This window comes from Pseudoxanthobacter sp. M-2, from assembly GCF_046156265.1.
Classification (GTDB): Bacteria; Pseudomonadota; Alphaproteobacteria; order Rhizobiales; family Segnochrobactraceae; genus CAMDHY01.
On the sequence record NZ_JAWDIR010000046.1, the window covers coordinates 1 to 15409 of the forward strand.

Annotated in this window: 14 protein-coding genes and 1 tRNA gene; 13 read left to right on the forward strand and 2 right to left on the reverse strand. The window is 70.5% G+C overall.

What is annotated here, in order from left to right:
* Window positions 1-371 precede the first annotated feature (371 nt).
* The 3 genes from RUR49_RS22900 to RUR49_RS22910 are packed head-to-tail and all read left to right on the forward strand — an operon-like array spanning window position 372 to window position 3618.
* Window positions 372-581, forward strand: coding sequence for a helix-turn-helix domain-containing protein (locus RUR49_RS22900; protein WP_409148768.1), 210 nt, complete (start codon window positions 372-374; stop codon window positions 579-581).
* A 2-nt stretch (window positions 582-583) separates the two neighbouring features.
* Window positions 584-3052 carry a DUF3987 domain-containing protein gene (locus RUR49_RS22905; protein WP_409148769.1) on the forward strand — a complete coding sequence of 823 codons (2469 nt, stop codon included), beginning with the start codon at window positions 584-586 and terminating at the stop codon, window positions 3050-3052.
* Complete coding sequence (locus tag RUR49_RS22910) at window positions 3052-3618, forward strand: hypothetical protein (RefSeq protein ID WP_409148770.1); 567 nt, start codon at window positions 3052-3054, stop codon at window positions 3616-3618. Before RUR49_RS22905 ends, RUR49_RS22910 begins: the two co-directional genes overlap by 1 nt.
* Window positions 3619-4446: 828 nt before the next feature.
* Here the strand turns inward: RUR49_RS22910 and RUR49_RS22915 are convergent.
* Window positions 4447-4536, reverse strand: a tRNA-Ser gene (locus tag RUR49_RS22915).
* Between the two features lie 1072 nt (window positions 4537-5608).
* On the opposite strand from RUR49_RS22915, the gene RUR49_RS22920 reads away from it, so the two are divergent.
* The 10 genes from RUR49_RS22920 (at window position 5609) to RUR49_RS22965 (ending at window position 13377) form a co-directional block, all read left to right on the forward strand.
* Complete coding sequence (locus tag RUR49_RS22920; protein WP_409148771.1) at window positions 5609-6211, forward strand: gamma-glutamylcyclotransferase family protein; 603 nt, start codon at window positions 5609-5611, stop codon at window positions 6209-6211.
* 446 nt (window positions 6212-6657) lie between these two features.
* Window positions 6658-6987, forward strand: a complete 330-nt coding sequence (gene rplU / locus RUR49_RS22925) for a 50S ribosomal protein L21 (RefSeq protein ID WP_409148772.1) — start codon at window positions 6658-6660, stop codon at window positions 6985-6987.
* 32 nt (window positions 6988-7019) lie between these two features.
* The gene (rpmA, locus tag RUR49_RS22930; RefSeq protein ID WP_409148773.1) at window positions 7020-7289 is read left to right on the forward strand and encodes a 50S ribosomal protein L27; all 270 of its coding nucleotides are present in this window, start codon (window positions 7020-7022) and stop codon (window positions 7287-7289) included.
* A 163-nt stretch (window positions 7290-7452) separates the two neighbouring features.
* Complete coding sequence (locus RUR49_RS22935) at window positions 7453-8103, forward strand: GNAT family N-acetyltransferase (protein ID WP_409148774.1); 651 nt, start codon at window positions 7453-7455, stop codon at window positions 8101-8103.
* Window positions 8100-8684 carry a GNAT family N-acetyltransferase gene (locus tag RUR49_RS22940; protein ID WP_409148775.1) on the forward strand — a complete coding sequence of 195 codons (585 nt, stop codon included), beginning with the start codon at window positions 8100-8102 and terminating at the stop codon, window positions 8682-8684. The genes RUR49_RS22935 and RUR49_RS22940 overlap by 4 nt, the downstream gene beginning before the upstream one ends.
* A complete protein-coding gene (obgE, locus tag RUR49_RS22945; protein WP_409148776.1) occupies window positions 8681-9724 on the forward strand; it encodes a GTPase ObgE in 1044 nt (347 codons plus the stop codon). Before RUR49_RS22940 ends, obgE begins: the two co-directional genes overlap by 4 nt.
* Window positions 9721-10929, forward strand: a complete 1209-nt coding sequence (gene proB, locus RUR49_RS22950) for a glutamate 5-kinase (RefSeq protein WP_409148988.1) — start codon at window positions 9721-9723, stop codon at window positions 10927-10929. The genes obgE and proB overlap by 4 nt, the downstream gene beginning before the upstream one ends.
* Window positions 10923-12230: a glutamate-5-semialdehyde dehydrogenase gene (locus RUR49_RS22955; protein ID WP_409148777.1), complete on the forward strand. Its 1308-nt coding sequence runs from the start codon at window positions 10923-10925 to the stop codon at window positions 12228-12230. The genes proB and RUR49_RS22955 overlap by 7 nt, the downstream gene beginning before the upstream one ends.
* Complete coding sequence (locus tag RUR49_RS22960) at window positions 12227-12874, forward strand: nicotinate-nucleotide adenylyltransferase (protein ID WP_409148778.1); 648 nt, start codon at window positions 12227-12229, stop codon at window positions 12872-12874. The genes RUR49_RS22955 and RUR49_RS22960 overlap by 4 nt, the downstream gene beginning before the upstream one ends.
* 71 nt (window positions 12875-12945) lie before the next feature.
* Complete coding sequence (locus RUR49_RS22965; protein WP_409148779.1) at window positions 12946-13377, forward strand: tellurite resistance TerB family protein; 432 nt, start codon at window positions 12946-12948, stop codon at window positions 13375-13377.
* Between the two features lie 31 nt (window positions 13378-13408).
* Here the strand turns inward: RUR49_RS22965 and RUR49_RS22970 are convergent, their stop codons facing one another.
* Window positions 13409-15391, reverse strand: a complete 1983-nt coding sequence (locus tag RUR49_RS22970) for a DUF2207 domain-containing protein (RefSeq protein WP_409148780.1) — start codon at window positions 15389-15391, stop codon at window positions 13409-13411.
* Window positions 15392-15409 lie beyond the last annotated feature (18 nt).

Below are 15409 nucleotides of genomic sequence, written 5' to 3' on the forward strand. Positions count from 1 at the left end.
TGGTGCGCGCTCACGGAAGTCCGTGCGGCGAGCGCAGAACGCGATCGCTGAGAAGCTGAGTGAGATTTATCCCGAAGGAGTGCCCGCTGCGCTGCCGGTCAAGAGCGTAGCGATTGACCTGTACAAAATCGGCGGTCTCACTGTGTCCGAGTCCTCTGTCCGGCGAGCTCTGGAGGAGATGGGGCTGCGCACTCCAACCCTTCAGCCGACGCTCCGCTCGAGGCGCTCCAGCCAGTCTCCGGCAGCGCCAGATAAGTCAGATAAGCCAAACACGCCATGACCTGTTTGCTTCACCACCTCCGCCGAACCTCGGTCTAATTCAGTCCTCGCCGCACACATCCGCCCGTGTGCATCTGAAAGCGAGGCACAACATGACGTTTCCTAAAGCTCCCCGCGCGTACTCCATCAATGAGGCGCTCAGCGTCATCGGGTGCGGCCGCACGCACCTCTACCAGGAACTGAACGCGGGCCGGCTCAAGGCCCGCAAGCTCGGCTCCAGGACGGTGATCCTCGAACAGGATCTCTACGACTACCTCGACAGCCTGCCGCACTTCCAGATCGACCCGCGGCTGGCGCAGTGAAGATGAATCAGCAGAGCAAGTTCGGCGACGACGCAGCGCGCGTGTGCGCGCTCCGTCACGCCCTCTGGGCCAACGGCTACCGCCCCGTCCCCGTCAAATCCGCAAGCAAGGCTCCGCACGGCGTGCGTTGGCCGGAGCGCGCTCGCCAGACCCCGCCCGAGTGCGTGGGCGAGGGCTTCATCGTCTCCCCGCGCGCCCTCTCCACGGGGATCCTCGCGGATGGGCTGCAGGCCATCGACATCGACATCGACGACCCCGTGACGGCGGCCGCGGTCGAGGCAATCGCGCACCGCGTCCTCGGCGGCGGCCCGACCCGCTACCGGGCCGACAGCCCGCGGATGCTGATCCTCTACCGCGCCGCAGAAGGGGAGCCGAAGAAGCGAGCCAGCGCCTGCAAGCGGATCGAGGTGCTCGGCCGAGGGCAGCAGTTCCTGGCTGACGGTGCCCACCCGGCCGGCGCGCAGTACGAATGGCGCGGCGGATCGCCCGAGACCACGGCGCTCGCCGCCCTCACGCTCGTCACCGAGAGCATGATCGCGGACTTCCTCGTCGCCGTGGACGAACTGCTCGGCGAGTGCGTGCGACCGCCCGCAGCGACGGAACTCCACCACGGAGCCACGGTGCCGGAGCCCGCGGCCGTGATGCCGGCACCCCGGCCCGGCGAAGCGGGTGCGCGCGAAATCGCTTTCGCGGACGCGGCGCTGCAGGGGAACCGGACGGAATTGGCCGCCTGCTCCGGTGGCCACCGCAACGACTTGCTCAACGCGGTGTCCTACCGCATGGGGCGGATGGTTCGTGCCGGCTGGATCGATCGTGCCGTCGTGGAGGGCGCGTTCATGGGCGCTTGCACCGAGAACGGTCTCATCGCGGAAGACGGTTACTCGACCGTGGTCCGGACGCTGCAGAGCGGCCTGGAGTCCGGCATGGCGGTGCCGCACGAGCCTTTGAGCAACTCCTGCTCGACGTCCGTGCCCTCTGCCACGGCGGACTGGGATGCCCCCGACCTCACCGTCCTGACCGGCGGCCGTCGCTCGTCCCCGCAGTTCGACGTGCGCTGGCTCGGGGACGTCCTCGGCGAATGGGCGATCATCAAGGCGGAGGGTTCGTCGACGGCCATCGACTACGTCGTGGTGCCGCTGCTCGCACTCGCCGGGGCCATGCTCGCCAACGTCCGGTGGCCGCTCGCAGGCTCCGGCTGGAAGGAGCCGCCGCTCCTGTGGGCTGCGATCGTCGGACATCCGTCGAGCGGGAAGTCCCCCGCGATGTCGTCCGTGGTCGAACTCGTGCGCGAGGCGGAAGCGAAGCTAGGAGCGGACCACGAGGATCGGCTGCGGGACTTCGAAGTTCGGCGCCTGGTCGCGACTTCGGCTCGCGAGAAGTGGGAGGCCGAGGTCCGGAAGGCCTCCGAGGAGGGGAAGATGGATGCGGTCCCGCCCAAGCCGGCCGAGGCTGAGGACCCCGACTTGCCGGAGCGCCAGCGCGTCATCCTCGGAGACGCGACGATCGAGAAACAGGCCCTCCTCGCTGCCGGGAACCCGCGCGGGCTCCTCATGCACCGCGACGAGCTCAGCGGCTGGCTCGCGAGCTTCGGCCGCTACGGCAGCCGGGACGCCGACCTCTCGTTCGCGCTCGAAAGCTACGGGGGGCGCTTCTACACCGTCGATCGTGTGAAGCACCCGGTCCCGATCGTCATCCGCCGCCTGTCGATCGGCGTCCTCGGCGGCATCCAGCCCGACAAGTTGAACGAGGCACTCAGGGGGGCGGAGGACGGGTTCATCGCGCGCTTCCTGTGGGCGTGGCCGGACGTGCTCCCCGAGTTGCGGATCGCGCGCGGACTTCCGTTCAAGGACAAGGCAGAGCCGATCATCACGAGGCTGGCAGACCTCGAAATGGGCTTGAACGAGATCGGTGAGCCGCAGCCCGTCGTCGTGCCGCTGACGTCCGCGGCCATCGACGCGCTCGAGCGGTTCGGCCGGGAAGTCGTGGAGCGGGCCAACAACGTGTCGGGGCTGTACGCCGGCACGCTCGGCAAGGCGCGCGGACACGCGCTGAGGCTCTCCTGCATCATCGAGTTCCTCTGGTGGGCGTCTGGCCCGCCCGAAGCTCCGCCGCCGACCGCCATCTCGCTCCCGGCGGTCGTCACCGCCTGCGCCATACTGGACGAGTACTTCCTGCCGATGGCGGAACGGGTGCTCGGGGACGCGGTTCTGCCGGACGCGGAGCGCGACGCGATGACGCTCGGGCGCCGGCTGCGTGAGATCGCGCGGTCGGAGGGCAAACTCACTTTCAATGCCCGCGACCTCCGTCGGAAGATCGGCGGTCCGTTTCGGGAGGCGAAGGTGATGTCCGCGGCCTGCGACGTCCTCGAAGAGGGAGGGCTCATCCGCAAGTGCCCGTCGCGGGCGGGCGGCACCAAAGGCCGACAGAAGGCAGACTATGAGATCAACCCGGCCCTCGGGGAGGTGGCCTGATGGGTAAGTGGGGCGATCTCGCGCGGGCTCTGCGCGAGATGCCGCCGACCGACGAAGCCGAGCTTCCCGAAAAATCTACCGGTCGGGACGCTATCGGCTCAAACGGCACAAATGGCACTCCCGGTGCGATATCGCGCCGGGAGTGCGCCGGTCGGCAAGACCGCCGAGCAATCGGCGCACTTGGCGCAAGCGACACGCCTGTACTGTCGCCGGCTCTTGTCGCACTACGAGAACGGCTGCAATCCGAACTCGACGAAGCGGCGGCGATCCACGAGTTCGAAGGTGGGCTTCCCCGCGAAATCTCAGAGGAGCTCGTCGCCATCCGTACCTGGAACCCGCCTCCTTGGCGGGCAGGGCAATCGCGGCAAGCCAGACTCGAGGCAGCCTCCATCCTCGCTGACGAATGGGGCGCCGAAGCTCTGGCGTGCGGCTGGCCCGCGAGCGAGCTGCTCGGCATCGGCGGCCCTCTCGACCGGCTGGCGGGGATGAGAGTGGTGTCCATCGACGAGCACGGCGCCGACGCCCGCGGCGACGACGGGCGATACAGTCGGTACAACCTAAGGTAAGTATTTGCGTGTTCGAGAATGTTGTCTCGATGTGCGGTTTCTCCCAATTATATCCGCAAAGTTCGGATGTTTCCGACGTCGGATGCGAATTTCAGTCGTTCACCCGTACGGGCTCCCCGGGACCGCACCGCCAGCGGGACCGTAGTTAAGTAGCTGGAATCGTAGCGAAATGCAGCATTTCTGAGTTCCCTTCAGGAGCGCTGCCAAGTGGTGGATGTTGTCAAATGTTGACCTTTGCGAAGGTCCGCGCCGGAAGTTGACCTATTCCACCAATTAAAGGTTGTTGACCGCGGGAGTGCTCCACCGGGTCATGGTATGCATCCAGCGGGGTCGGTGGCGGGTCAGCAACGACATTGCAACGCTCTGAAGCCGGCACTGAAGCATTCCGGGGGCCGAGCGCGCCATCGTGAGCCGTGCGTCATCGCAGCCGCGTGGAGAGGTGCTCCACCGCTCCGGTTTCGCGGACCAGCGGTATGTCAACCTTATCGGGCTGATTGCTGAGGGTTCGACGGCGATGATCGCGGCCGCAGTGGGCCTGTCGGCCGGTCATGGTTCGGTCAAACGCTGTTTGGAACGACCGCCAAGTCGGCCCGCTCAACACCTTCCAGATTGGCGCTCAGAGGCGCCCCTTGCGGTGCGACCCGGGGCTTCCGATGCGTCGCAACAGTCTTTTACCGAGTGTGCAGATCGAACCCCGGAGCGCCGAAGGCCGTCCGCTAAAGCTCGCCGGCATTCGCCTGCAGACGCGGAATTAGTTGGGGTAAATGTTGGGGTGTCGACGACGCGCCCAAAAAATATCTTTTAACTTCAGTTGCTTATGATCTGGAATGGCGGAGAGGCAGGGATTCGAACCCTGGGGACGCTTGCGCGCCCAACGGTTTTCGAGACCGCCCCGTTCGACCGCTCCGGCACCTCTCCGAGAACGTGTCCACGGCCCGCCAAAAGGTCTGCGGGCCGCCGGTCGACGAGCGGCGCGGACCATACACAGGCCCGGCCGGGCGGACAAGCGGTCTCCCGATACGAACTTCCGGCGACACGGCGCCGCGCTTGTCGCGTTCCCCCTTGGAGCCGCGCTAGGTACGTTTCTTGGCGCCGCCGCGCCGCTGGCGGAGGCCGCCGGCAAAGCCCTGCGTTTCGCAGCACGGCCTCGGGTACCCCGCATCTCCGCTTCGGCCACTCCGATGCCGAGCAAACCGACTCTTTTGCAGCGGCGCTTCTTTGCAGCGGCGCTTCGGCCGCGATGACTGCGAACCATCCCACTCCCTCCAGGTGCGGTGCGTGCGCCCTGGCACCGGACAACTCGGCGATGTCGCCGCTCCGCTCATGAGCGCTCGGGAAGGCCGTCTCTGCTGGTCAGGGCGCAGACCCACCGTTCCGCCTGGCTCGGGGCGCAGGGTCCACTGCTTCGCCACCTCTTGGCGTCCGCTCTGGCTGCGGCTGTCGCAATGCGCAGAGCCGGCGTCCCATGCCTGGTTCGTTCCGTTCGCCGGTCAGAAGCACCCGCGACCGGACGCGGGTGGCCGTTCGACCTCGGCCGCGGGGCTGCCCGCTGGAGTTGGCCATTCCTCCGCGGTATGGCCGTCGGCCGCGAGCCCGCCGGGTCCTCGTCGTCCAGCCGACAAGGGTGCAAAGCGGCCCTTCAGTGGGGCCGCGCGCCCGTGGTCGCCGACGGCCGGGGTTCACCGGTGACCTCTTCCCGATCGCGCGGCCGTGGCCCAGGTCGCCGAGCCCAGTCCTCGAGCCCAGTCCTCGAGCCAAGCCCTTGAGCCAAGTCTCCGGTCCAAGTCTCCGAGCCAAGTCCTGGCGGTGGGAGATGCGGGCTTCGGGATGGCTGGAGAATCCGTGCCGGGGTGCCGTAGAGTGTTGGCGCCAGGCCGTCGGCTGGCCTCGACCATCCGGCACAGACCGTCATGTGCGACCCGATGATCCCGCCTCGCCACGCTTCGCCTGTCCGGCTGTCCCGGCGGATGTTTCGCGGCCGGCCGCGGCGGTGGCGACCGTGATGGTGGTGACCGATGCGGCGGGCCTTTCCCCGGTTGCCCGGCCGGACGGCGACGACCTTCCCCTGTTCCTGTTCGGCACCCTGCGCGACCCGGCCCTGTTCGAGGTGGTGTTCGGGCGGCCGCAGCAGGCGCTCGCCTGCCGGCCGGCGCTCTTGCCCGGCCACGTCGCCGTGCGTGTCGACGGCGCCGACTTCCCGGTCCTCATCGCCGCTCCGGCCTGCCGGCAGCCGGGGCTCCTCGTCGCGGGGCTGGCCGCCGAGGAGGTCGCCCGTGCCGTGTTCTACGAATCGACCGGCTACCGGCTCGCCCGCGTCCGCCTCACCGTCGCCGGGTGTGCGGCGGAGGCGCGCGCCTTCCTGCCGACGGGCCGGCTGCCGGTCTCCGGCGAGCGGTGGCGTCTCGCCGCGTGGCGTCGCCGCCATGGCGCCCGCGTCGTCGTTGCGGCGGGCCTCGCGTTCCAGCACTATGGCCGCGTCGACGCCGCGGCTTTCGACGCACTCTGGCCCGAGATCGAGCAGGAGACCGCCGCCCGGCTCGCTGCGAGCGCGCGGCCGAGATCGAGGCGAGGGGGGCTTCACCCGTCGCCGTGACGGGAGTGTCGAGTTCATCGAAGCAGCGGCGGTGACCCCCGGTCTGGCGGAGCCGATGCGACAGTGGTGACCGTATTGTCGCCACGCCCGGGTGATGCGGCTCGGCCACGCCATCGGGAAACCACGGCGCTGGCGCCCCGCAGCGCGCTTTCCCGGGTCCTCCGGTCGCCGCCCGGCGTTGACGCACGGGGCGCGAGCGTATAGACCGCCCGGGCGAAAAGGCGGGGGAATCCCGCCAAACGCGCTGCCCGAGGTTCCGACGAAGCCGCTGTCCAGATCCTGGGCTGTCGGGCTCGTCCCTTGCAAGTCCGCGGAAACCGCGCCAGGCCCGTCGGCCCGTCCGACCAGCCCGGCCAACGCCCGCGGCACCGAAGGGCGCGCAATGTGTGTCGAGCGCGACCGGCTCCCGCCGGCCGATCGGCCGAGAATGCAGGACGTGACGGACGATGTTTGCAGTGATCAAAACCGGCGGCAAGCAATACCGCGTCGCCGAAGGTGACCAGCTGAAGATCGAGAAGCTCGTCGCCGAGGCGGGCGAGATCGTGACCTTCGGCGAGGTCCTCATGGTCGGCGGCGAGGCCGGCACCGTCGTCGGCGCGCCGATGATCGAGGGTGCCTCCGTTGCCGGCGAAGTGGTGGAGCAGACCCGCGGCGACAAGGTGATCGTCTTCAAGAAGCGGCGCCGCAAGAATTCGCGCCGCCGCAACGGTCATCGCCAGCGGCTCACCGTCGTGCGCATCACCGGCATCGTGCCGGGCGCCGCGGCGAACGCCTGAAGTCGGAAAACGGGTCGGAATAGGAGAGCTCCATGGCTCACAAGAAAGCAGGCGGTTCGTCGCGTAACGGTCGTGATACGGCCGGCCGACGTCTCGGCGTCAAGAAGTTCGGCGGCGAGGCCGTCATCTCCGGCAACATCATCGTCCGCCAGCGCGGCACGAAGTGGCATCCGGGCACCGGCGTCGGCATGGGCGTCGACCACACCATCTTCGCCGTCGTCGAGGGCAAGGTGAAGTTCCAGGCCAAAGCCAACGGCCGCACGTACATTTCTGTACTTCCGACGGCGGAAGCCGCCGAGTAGAAGCCGGCCTTGGGAAGTTCCCGCGCCGGTGTCTCTTCAGACCCCGGTGCGAGGACGGTCCTAAAGACCGCGGGGGCTGACGGGATGACCGTCACTCTCCGGTGAGCGCGGAGGGGAGGCGGTCGAACGCCTCCCCTCGTGCGTTTCGGACCGGAGAGTTCCCATGTTCGCGGAAGACGAGAGTCTCGAAGACGACGACGAATGTCTGACCACCCGGCGCCTCGTGCTGGTCGCGCCACGCCGGGAGGATGCGGCTGCGCTGGCAGCGCTCGCCGACAATCCGAAGATCGCGACCAATCTCGCCACGATGCCGCATCCGTACGAGCGTGCCGACGCTGAGGCGTGGATCGCCCGCGTGACGACGCCCTCGCCGGGGCGCGGGCTGCTGGTGCGGCTGCGCCGTCCCGGCATGCCGGTGATCGGTGCCGTCGGCTTCGGCCCGCAGCCCGCGACCGGCGACACCGAGGTCGGCTACTGGATCGGCGAGCCGTTCTGGAACCAGGGCTACGCCACCGAGGCGGCGCAGGCGGTGATCGACCACGCCTTCCGCTCGAGCCCGCTCGACGAGGTGTGGGCGTCCTGCCGGATGACCAACGAGGCGTCGCGGCGGGTCATCGTCAAATGCGGCTTCCAGTGGGTCGGCACGGGCCTGCGCCACTCGAAGGCGCTGCGCGGCATGATGTCGGTCGAGCGTTACCGCCTCGACCGCAAATGCTGGCAGGCCCTGCGCGCCTGGGGCGACCACCGGGCAGCGACCGGCGAGAAGACGGCGGCGCCGGGTCCGGGTCCCCGCGACGACGGGGTGTGGCGATGAGCGACGCGGCCACTGGGCTCGCCGCCGTCCGCCTCGAGACGCCGCGCCTGCTGCTGCGGCCGCCGACGGCGGCCGACCGCGACGCGATCGTCACGGCCATCGGCCACTGGCCGGTGGTACGCTGGCTGGCGCGCGTGCCGTTCCCATACCGGCGCGAGGATGCCGACGCCTTCCTCGGCCTCGCCGGCGGCGACCTCGCGCGCGGTGCTGGCCTGCCGCTGATGATCTTTGATCACGATGGCCTCGCCGGCGGCATCGGCCTCGACGAGATCGGCCCGGCGCCGGAGTTCGGCTACTGGCTGACGCCGTCCCGCTGGGGCCGCGGCTATGCGACGGAGGCCGGCCGCGCCGTGCTCGCCCACGCCTTCGGCACGCTCGGCGCCGAGCGCGTCCGCTCCGGCGTCTTCGTCGGCAACCGCGCCTCGCTCGCCGTCCAGAGCCGGCTTGGCTTCGCGGTGACGGGCGAGAGCCGCGTGTTCTGCCTTGCGCGGGGCGCCGACCTCCCGCATACGGACACCCTGTTGACCCACGAGCGCTTTTCCGCGCTCGCTATGGCGTCGCGCGAGACGATCCAGTCATGAAGTTCCTAGACCAGGCGAAAGTATGCGTGCGCTCCGGCGCCGGCGGCGCGGGAGCGGTGTCGTTTCGCCGTGAGAAGTTCATCGAGTTCGGCGGGCCGGACGGCGGCGATGGCGGCCGCGGTGGCGACGTCTGGATCGAGTGCGTCGACGGCCTCAACACGCTGATCGACTACCGCTACCAGCAGCACTTCAAGGCCGGCACCGGCGGCCACGGCATGGGCCGCAACCGCTCCGGCGCCAAGGGCGCCGACGTCGTCCTGAAGGTGCCCGCCGGCACCGAGATCCTCGAGGAGGACGGCGAGACGCTGATCGCCGACATGACGCGCGTCGGCGAGCGCTTCCGCCTGATGAAGGGCGGCAATGGCGGCTTCGGCAACACCCACTTCAAGTCGTCGACCAACCAGGCGCCGCGCCGGGCCAACCCCGGCCAGGAAGCCGAGGAGAAGTGGCTCTGGCTCCGGCTGAAGCTGATCGCCGACGCCGGCCTGGTCGGGCTGCCCAACGCCGGCAAGTCGACCTTCCTCGCCACCGTCACGGCGGCGAAGCCGAAGATCGCCGACTATCCCTTCACCACGCTCCATCCCGGCCTCGGCGTCGTCCGCGTCGACGCGCGCGAGTTCGTGCTCGCCGACATCCCGGGCCTGATCGAGGGCGCCCACGAGGGCGTCGGCCTCGGCGACCGCTTCCTCGGCCACGTCGAGCGCTGCCGGGTGCTGCTGCACCTCGTCGACGGCACCGACGAGAACCCCGCCGCTGCCTACAAGGTCGTCCGCCGCGAACTCGCCGCCTATGGTGACGAACTCGCCGACAAGCCGGAGATCGTCGCGCTGTCGAAGGTGGACGCCCTCGACGACGCGACGCGTGACAAGCGCCTGAAGGCGCTCGGGCGGGCGGCGAAGAAGACGCCGCTGGCGCTGTCGTCTGCCTCCGGCGAGGGCGTCGAGCGCGCGCTCCGGGCGCTGCTGCGAACCATCGACGGCGCCAACGAGCCCGACCCGAGCGACCTGCCGGCGGAGCCCGCCGAGCGGTGGCGGCCGTGAGCACGGTCGCCGCGAGCGCCGTTCCGACGGCGCAGCCCGTCGCGACGGCGGTTGCGGACGGTCGCCGGCTCGCCGCCTCGCGCCGCCTCGTCGTCAAGGTCGGCTCGGCGCTGCTCGTCGAGGGCACGACCGGGCGGCTGAAGTCGACGTGGCTCGACAGCCTGGTGGAAGACCTCGTGGCGCTGCGCGCCGGCGGCACGGAGGTGATCGTCGTCTCCTCCGGCGCCATCGCGCTCGGCCGCGGCGTGCTGGGTCTGCCGCGGCGGGCGCTGAAGCTCGAGGAGAGCCAGGCGGCGGCGTCGGTGGGCCAGATCGCGCTCGCCCGCGCGTGGTCGGAGGCCTTCGGCCGCCACGGCGTCACGGCCGCGCAGGTGCTTTTGACCCTCGGCGACACCGAGGAGCGGCGCCGCTACCTCAACGCCCGCTCGACCTTCGCGACCCTCGCCCGCCTCGGCGCCGTGCCGGTGATCAACGAGAACGACACGGTCGCCACCACCGAGATCCGCTACGGCGACAACGACCGCCTCGCCGCCCGCGTCGCCACGATGGCGAGCGCCGACACGCTGGTGCTGCTCTCCGACATCGACGGCCTCTACACGGCACCGCCGGCACAGGACCCGACTGCCACGCATCTTCCCGTCGTGGACGTGATCACCCCGGCGATCGAGGCGATGGCGGGGGCCGCCGGCTCCGAGCTGTCGCGCGGTGGCATGAAGACGAAGGTCGACGCCGCCAAGATCGCGGTCGCCGCCGGCACGGCCATGGTGATCGCCTCCGGCAAGCGCCAGCACCCGCTCGCCGCCGTCGACGACGGCGGCCGCTGCACCTGGTTCCTCGCCGCCCGCTCGCCCGCCACCGCCCGCAAGACCTGGATCGCCGGCTCGCTCGACCCCCGCGGTGCCCTCGTCGTCGATGCCGGGGCGGTGACGGCGCTGAAGGCCGGCCGCAGCCTGCTGCCGGCCGGTGTCGCCGCCGTCGACGGCGCCTTCGAGCGCGGCGATTGCGTGCGCATTCTCGACGAGGCCGGCCATGAGCTCGGCCGCGGGCTCGTCGCCTACGACCGTGCCGAGGCGGAGCGCGTTGTCCGCCGCAAGACGGCGGAGATCGAGGCGATTCTCGGCTATGCCGGACGCGGCGAGATGATCCACCGGGACGACATGGCGCTGCACGGCCGCCACCGCGGGCAGGAGGACGAGACATGCTGACATCGCTCCGTCCGGTCGAGACCGGCACCAACGTGGCGGGCGACGACGTCGCCGCCATCATGGCCGACATCGGCCGTCGCGCCCGCGCCGCCGCCCGCACGCTGGCGCTGGCACCGAGCGAGACCAAGAACGCCGCGCTGCGCGCCATGGCTGCTGCGGTCAGGGCTGACCGCGAGGCGATCCTGGCGGCGAACCTCCGCGACGTCGCCGCCATGCGCGAGACCGGACAGGCCGGGTCCTTCATCGACCGCTCGACACTCGACGACGGCCGCATCGAGGCGATCGCCCGCTCGCTGGAGGAGGTCGCCGACCTGCCCGATCCGGTCGGCGCCGTCATCGCCGCCTGGGAGCGGCCGAACGGGCTTTCGATCGAGCGCGTCCGCACGCCGCTCGGCGTCGTCGGCGTCATCTACGAGAGCCGGCCGAACGTCACGGCGGACGCCGGCGCGCTCTGCCTGAAGGCGGGCAACGCCGTCGTGCTGCGCGGCGGCTCCGATGCCCTCGGTACCTCGCTCGCCATCCACGCCTGCCTCGCCCGCGGACTGGAAGCCGCCGGCCTGCCGGCCGACGCGATCCAACTGGTGCCGACGCCGGACCGCGCCGCCGTCGGCGCCATGCTCGCAGGCCTCGACGGCAATCTCGACGTCATCGTGCCGCGCGGCGGCAAGAGCCTCGTCGCCCGCGTGCAGACCGAGGCGCGGGTGCCGGTATTCGCCCACCTCGAGGGCCTCGTTCACGTCTACGTGCACGCGCCGGCCGACCTCGAGATGGTGAAGCGCGTCGTCGTCAACGCCAAGATGCGCCGGACCGGCGTCTGCGGCGCCGCCGAGACGCTGCTGTTCGACCGCGCGCTCGCTGGTACGCACATCGGACCCGTGCTCGATGCGCTCGCCGCGGCGGGCTGCGAGATCCGTGGCGACGCCGCGGTGCGCGCGCTCTATCCGGCGGCAATGCCGGCGAGCGAGGCCGACTGGACCACCGAATATCTCGACGCCATCGTCTCGGTGGCGGTGGTCGACGGCCTCGACGCGGCGATCGCTCACATCGAGACGAACGGCTCGCACCACACCGACGCGATCCTCACCGATGACGGGGCCGCCGCCGAGCGGTTCATGGCCGAGGTCGATTCGGCCATCGTGCTGCACAACGCCTCGACGCAGTTCGCCGACGGCGGCGAGTTCGGCATGGGGGCTGAGATCGGCATCGCCACCGGCCGCATGCACGCGCGCGGGCCGGTCGGTGTCGAGCAGCTGACGAGCTTCAAGTATCGCGTCCGCGGGCACGGCCAGACGCGTCCGTGAACGACGCTGCTGGGGCAGGGGAGGGGCGCCAGACGCCCGAGGCCGACTGGCTACGGGTGCCGCCCTCGGCGCCCGGCATGCGCATCGCCCTCTATGGCGGCTCCTTCAATCCGGCGCACCGCGCCCACCTCGCCGTCGCCGAGACGGCGCTGAAGCGTCTCGGTGTCGACCGGGTCTGGTGGATGGTCACCCCCGGCAACCCGTTGAAGACCCACGACGGCTTAGCGCCGCTGGCAAAGCGGGTCGCGGCCGCAAAGGCCCTGGCGCACGATCCGCGCATCGTCGTCACCGCCTTCGAGGCGGCCCGCCACTACACCTACACCGCCGACACCGTCGCCTTCCTGAAGGCGCGCCGGCCCGGCGTCCGCTTCGTCTTCCTGATGGGCGCCGACAACCTCGCCGGCCTCCACCGCTGGGAGCGCTGGCGGTTCATCGCCGGGCTGCTGCCGATCGCCTTCGTCGACCGGCCGGGGGCCACCTTCGCGCCCTTGTCGGCGCGGGCGGCGATCGCACTCGCCCGCTGGCGCGTGCCGGAAGCGGAGGCCGCAAGCCTCCCCGACCGCCGGCCGCCGGCGTGGGTGTTCCTGCACGGCCCGCGCGATCCGATCTCCTCGACGGCCCTGCGCGGCGCCGCGTCCCGTTGAACCCGGGCCTGGAAGCCTCTAGCTAGACGCCTCGTCCTTTCGCGGCACCGCCGCCCATCCCCAGGAAGCCCATGCAGAGCGCGATCACCTCCCAGGACGCCCTCATCTACACGATGGTGACGACGTCGGCGGCCGATCGGACGATGACCGACGCCGAACTCCGGCGGATCGCCGACGTCGTCAAGACGCTGCCGATGTTCAAGGATTTCGAGCCGCACCGGATCGCCATGGCGGGCGAGGCGTGCAGCGAGATCCTCGCCGACGAGGACGGGCTCGACCTGATGCTCGACCTCATCCGCGACGCGCTACCCGAGTCGCTCTATGAGACCGCCTACGCGCTCGCGGTTGATGTCGCTGCCGCCGACGTGATGGTCGAGCAGGAGGAACTGCGCTTCCTGCAGATGCTGCGCGACCGTCTCGAGGTCGCCCCGCTGGTCGTCGCGGCGATCGAGCACTCCGCCCGCGTCCGTCACCGCAAGATCGCCCAGCCCGAAGCGCACTGAAAAGCGCACTGAGCGCACTGGTCCGCTGAGCCTACCAGCCGCCTCCTCCGCCGCCGCCGCGCCCGCCGCCGGAGAAGCCGCCGCCGGACGAGCTCGAGCGCCCGGAGGCGCGGGCCGCCGCCGCTGCGATCGCCCGCGCACCGGCCTGGCTCGAGGTGCGGATGCGGCTCTCGAACGAGCGTCCGAAGTCGGTCGGAATGCCGCCACCCCGGCCACCGCTGTACCAGCCCGGATGCCAGCCGCCGCTGCCGACCGCACCGGCGGCCGCCGCGGTGACGGCGGAGGCGGCGATGAGGTCCTTGAAGCGCTCCGTCCACGGTGTCGCGAGGTCCAGCGCCACGGCATAGGGCAGCATCGCCTCGAAGTGGGCGAGGGTGCGGTCCGGCGGATTGTGGAACTTCAGCCGGTCGGCTTCGGCCACCGACAGATAGAGCCGCGTCCCCTCGATCTCGTCGAGCGCCGCCCGCCCGCGCTCCGTCGGGGCCGGCAGCAGCCGGAAGAACACTACGTTGACGACGACGGTGGCGACGAGCAGGAGCGCCGGCACGAGGCCGATCGTGCCGACGAGGCCCCACAGCACCACCAGGAAGCCGACCGCGAGGGGCACCAGCACCAGCGACCAGAACACCGCGGGGAGCAGAGACAGCCAGCGTCCCGCCCGCACGTCGCCCCACAGCGCCACCGCCTTGGCGCCGAAGATCGCCGTCATCACCGTCGTGACGATACCGGCGATGCCGAAGCCGATCAGCTCCTCGCTCGCTTGCGACACCGCCACCACTGCGACCCAGGTGAGGATCGTCAGCACCGCGCCGATCGCGTACCAGCCGAGATTGCCGCGGATGTGCTCGCCGAGCAGCTTGTTATTGAGGAACTTGCCCATCGCCCCCTCGGTCTGGGCGAGCCGCTTGTCCTCGCTTGTGCTGCCGAGGGTGATCGTCCCGGCGCCCCCCGGAAACAGCGCGGCGAGAACCGCCGCCTCGCTCGCCGCGGGCTCGCGCTGCGCCCCGTCGGTTCGACGCGTCAACGTCAGCCCGCCGCCGTCCGCCTCGGCGATCGTCAGGTGGCCCTTCACCGCGAGGTCGAGGAGGGCGGCCGCGAGGCCGGTGCCGTCGGCTCGCCGCTTCTCGAGGAAGCGCATCGCCGCCGGCGGCAGGCTCGGCGTGTAGACCGGGATGATGGGTCCACCCGGCGGGTCGATGCCGACGCGCAGCCACGCCCACAGGAAGTAGCCGAGCACGAGGAACAGCCCGCCGCCGGCGACGAAGGCCGGCATCGCCTGGGCGAGGAACCTGTCTGTCGCCGTCGGCTCTGCGACGAAGCCCTTCGGGAAGCCGACGGCGACTGTCAGCCCTTCGCGAGGGGCGAGCGGCGCGGTCGTCGTGAACACGATTGTGCCCGGCGAGGGTCGCGCGCTGGTGGCGTTCTCGTCGTCCGAGCCGAACGAGCCGGTATAGGCGCGGCTCTGCAGCACCGTCGCGCCCGCCGGCAGCGTCACGGTCGCCTGCACGCGCTCGATCGGAAAATCCCAGTTTGGTCCGGTGGCGTTCCAGTCGATCTCGTCGTGGTCGGGAAAGAAGCCGACCGCGTCGGAGAAGCGGTAGTGGATCTCGTAGACGTGGACGCCGCTCTCGAGGAAGACATCGCCGCTGCCGATGCGGATGCGGCGCGTGTTGCCGTCCCACTCGACCGAATAGGGCTCGTCCTCGCCGTCGCGCATCACGCCCTCGACGTCGAGGCTCGCGATGGATCGGCCGAACCCGCTGTCGACGGCCATCTCGATGTCGCGGAAGATGCCGCGGCGGATCTGGTCGCCGCGCGCCACCACGGCGATCGTCTCGACCACCTCGGCACTGCCGTCCGTCTCGACCTGGATCTTCGCGTCGAAGGCGAGGATGCGCTCCGGCCCGCCCGGATCGTCGATGACGGCGGCGGGTGCCGCGGCGACGAGCGCCAGCAGCGCCAGTCCCACGACCGTCGCGACAAAGGCCCGCCAGCCGGCCGTGATTCCGCCCATGCCCGCCTGCCCCACGAT

What these genes read in the sequence shown, in the direction of transcription:
- obgE (WP_409148776.1), top strand. Translation starts at nt 8,681, where the DNA reads ATGAAGTTCCTAGACCAGGCGAAAGTATGCGTGCGCTCCGGCGCCGGC.
- rplU (WP_409148772.1), top strand. Translation starts at nt 6,658, where the DNA reads ATGTTTGCAGTGATCAAAACCGGCGGCAAGCAATACCGCGTCGCCGAA.
- rpmA (WP_409148773.1), top strand. Translation starts at nt 7,020, where the DNA reads ATGGCTCACAAGAAAGCAGGCGGTTCGTCGCGTAACGGTCGTGATACG.
- RUR49_RS22905 (WP_409148769.1), top strand. Translation starts at nt 584, where the DNA reads ATGAATCAGCAGAGCAAGTTCGGCGACGACGCAGCGCGCGTGTGCGCG.
- RUR49_RS22935 (WP_409148774.1), top strand. Translation starts at nt 7,453, where the DNA reads ATGTTCGCGGAAGACGAGAGTCTCGAAGACGACGACGAATGTCTGACC.
- RUR49_RS22955 (WP_409148777.1), top strand. Translation starts at nt 10,923, where the DNA reads ATGCTGACATCGCTCCGTCCGGTCGAGACCGGCACCAACGTGGCGGGC.
- RUR49_RS22900 (WP_409148768.1), top strand. Translation starts at nt 372, where the DNA reads ATGACGTTTCCTAAAGCTCCCCGCGCGTACTCCATCAATGAGGCGCTC.
- RUR49_RS22940 (WP_409148775.1), top strand. Translation starts at nt 8,100, where the DNA reads ATGAGCGACGCGGCCACTGGGCTCGCCGCCGTCCGCCTCGAGACGCCG.
- RUR49_RS22970 (WP_409148780.1), bottom strand. Translation starts at nt 15,391, where the DNA reads ATGGGCGGAATCACGGCCGGCTGGCGGGCCTTTGTCGCGACGGTCGTG.
- RUR49_RS22910 (WP_409148770.1), top strand. Translation starts at nt 3,052, where the DNA reads ATGGGTAAGTGGGGCGATCTCGCGCGGGCTCTGCGCGAGATGCCGCCG.
- RUR49_RS22965 (WP_409148779.1), top strand. Translation starts at nt 12,946, where the DNA reads ATGCAGAGCGCGATCACCTCCCAGGACGCCCTCATCTACACGATGGTG.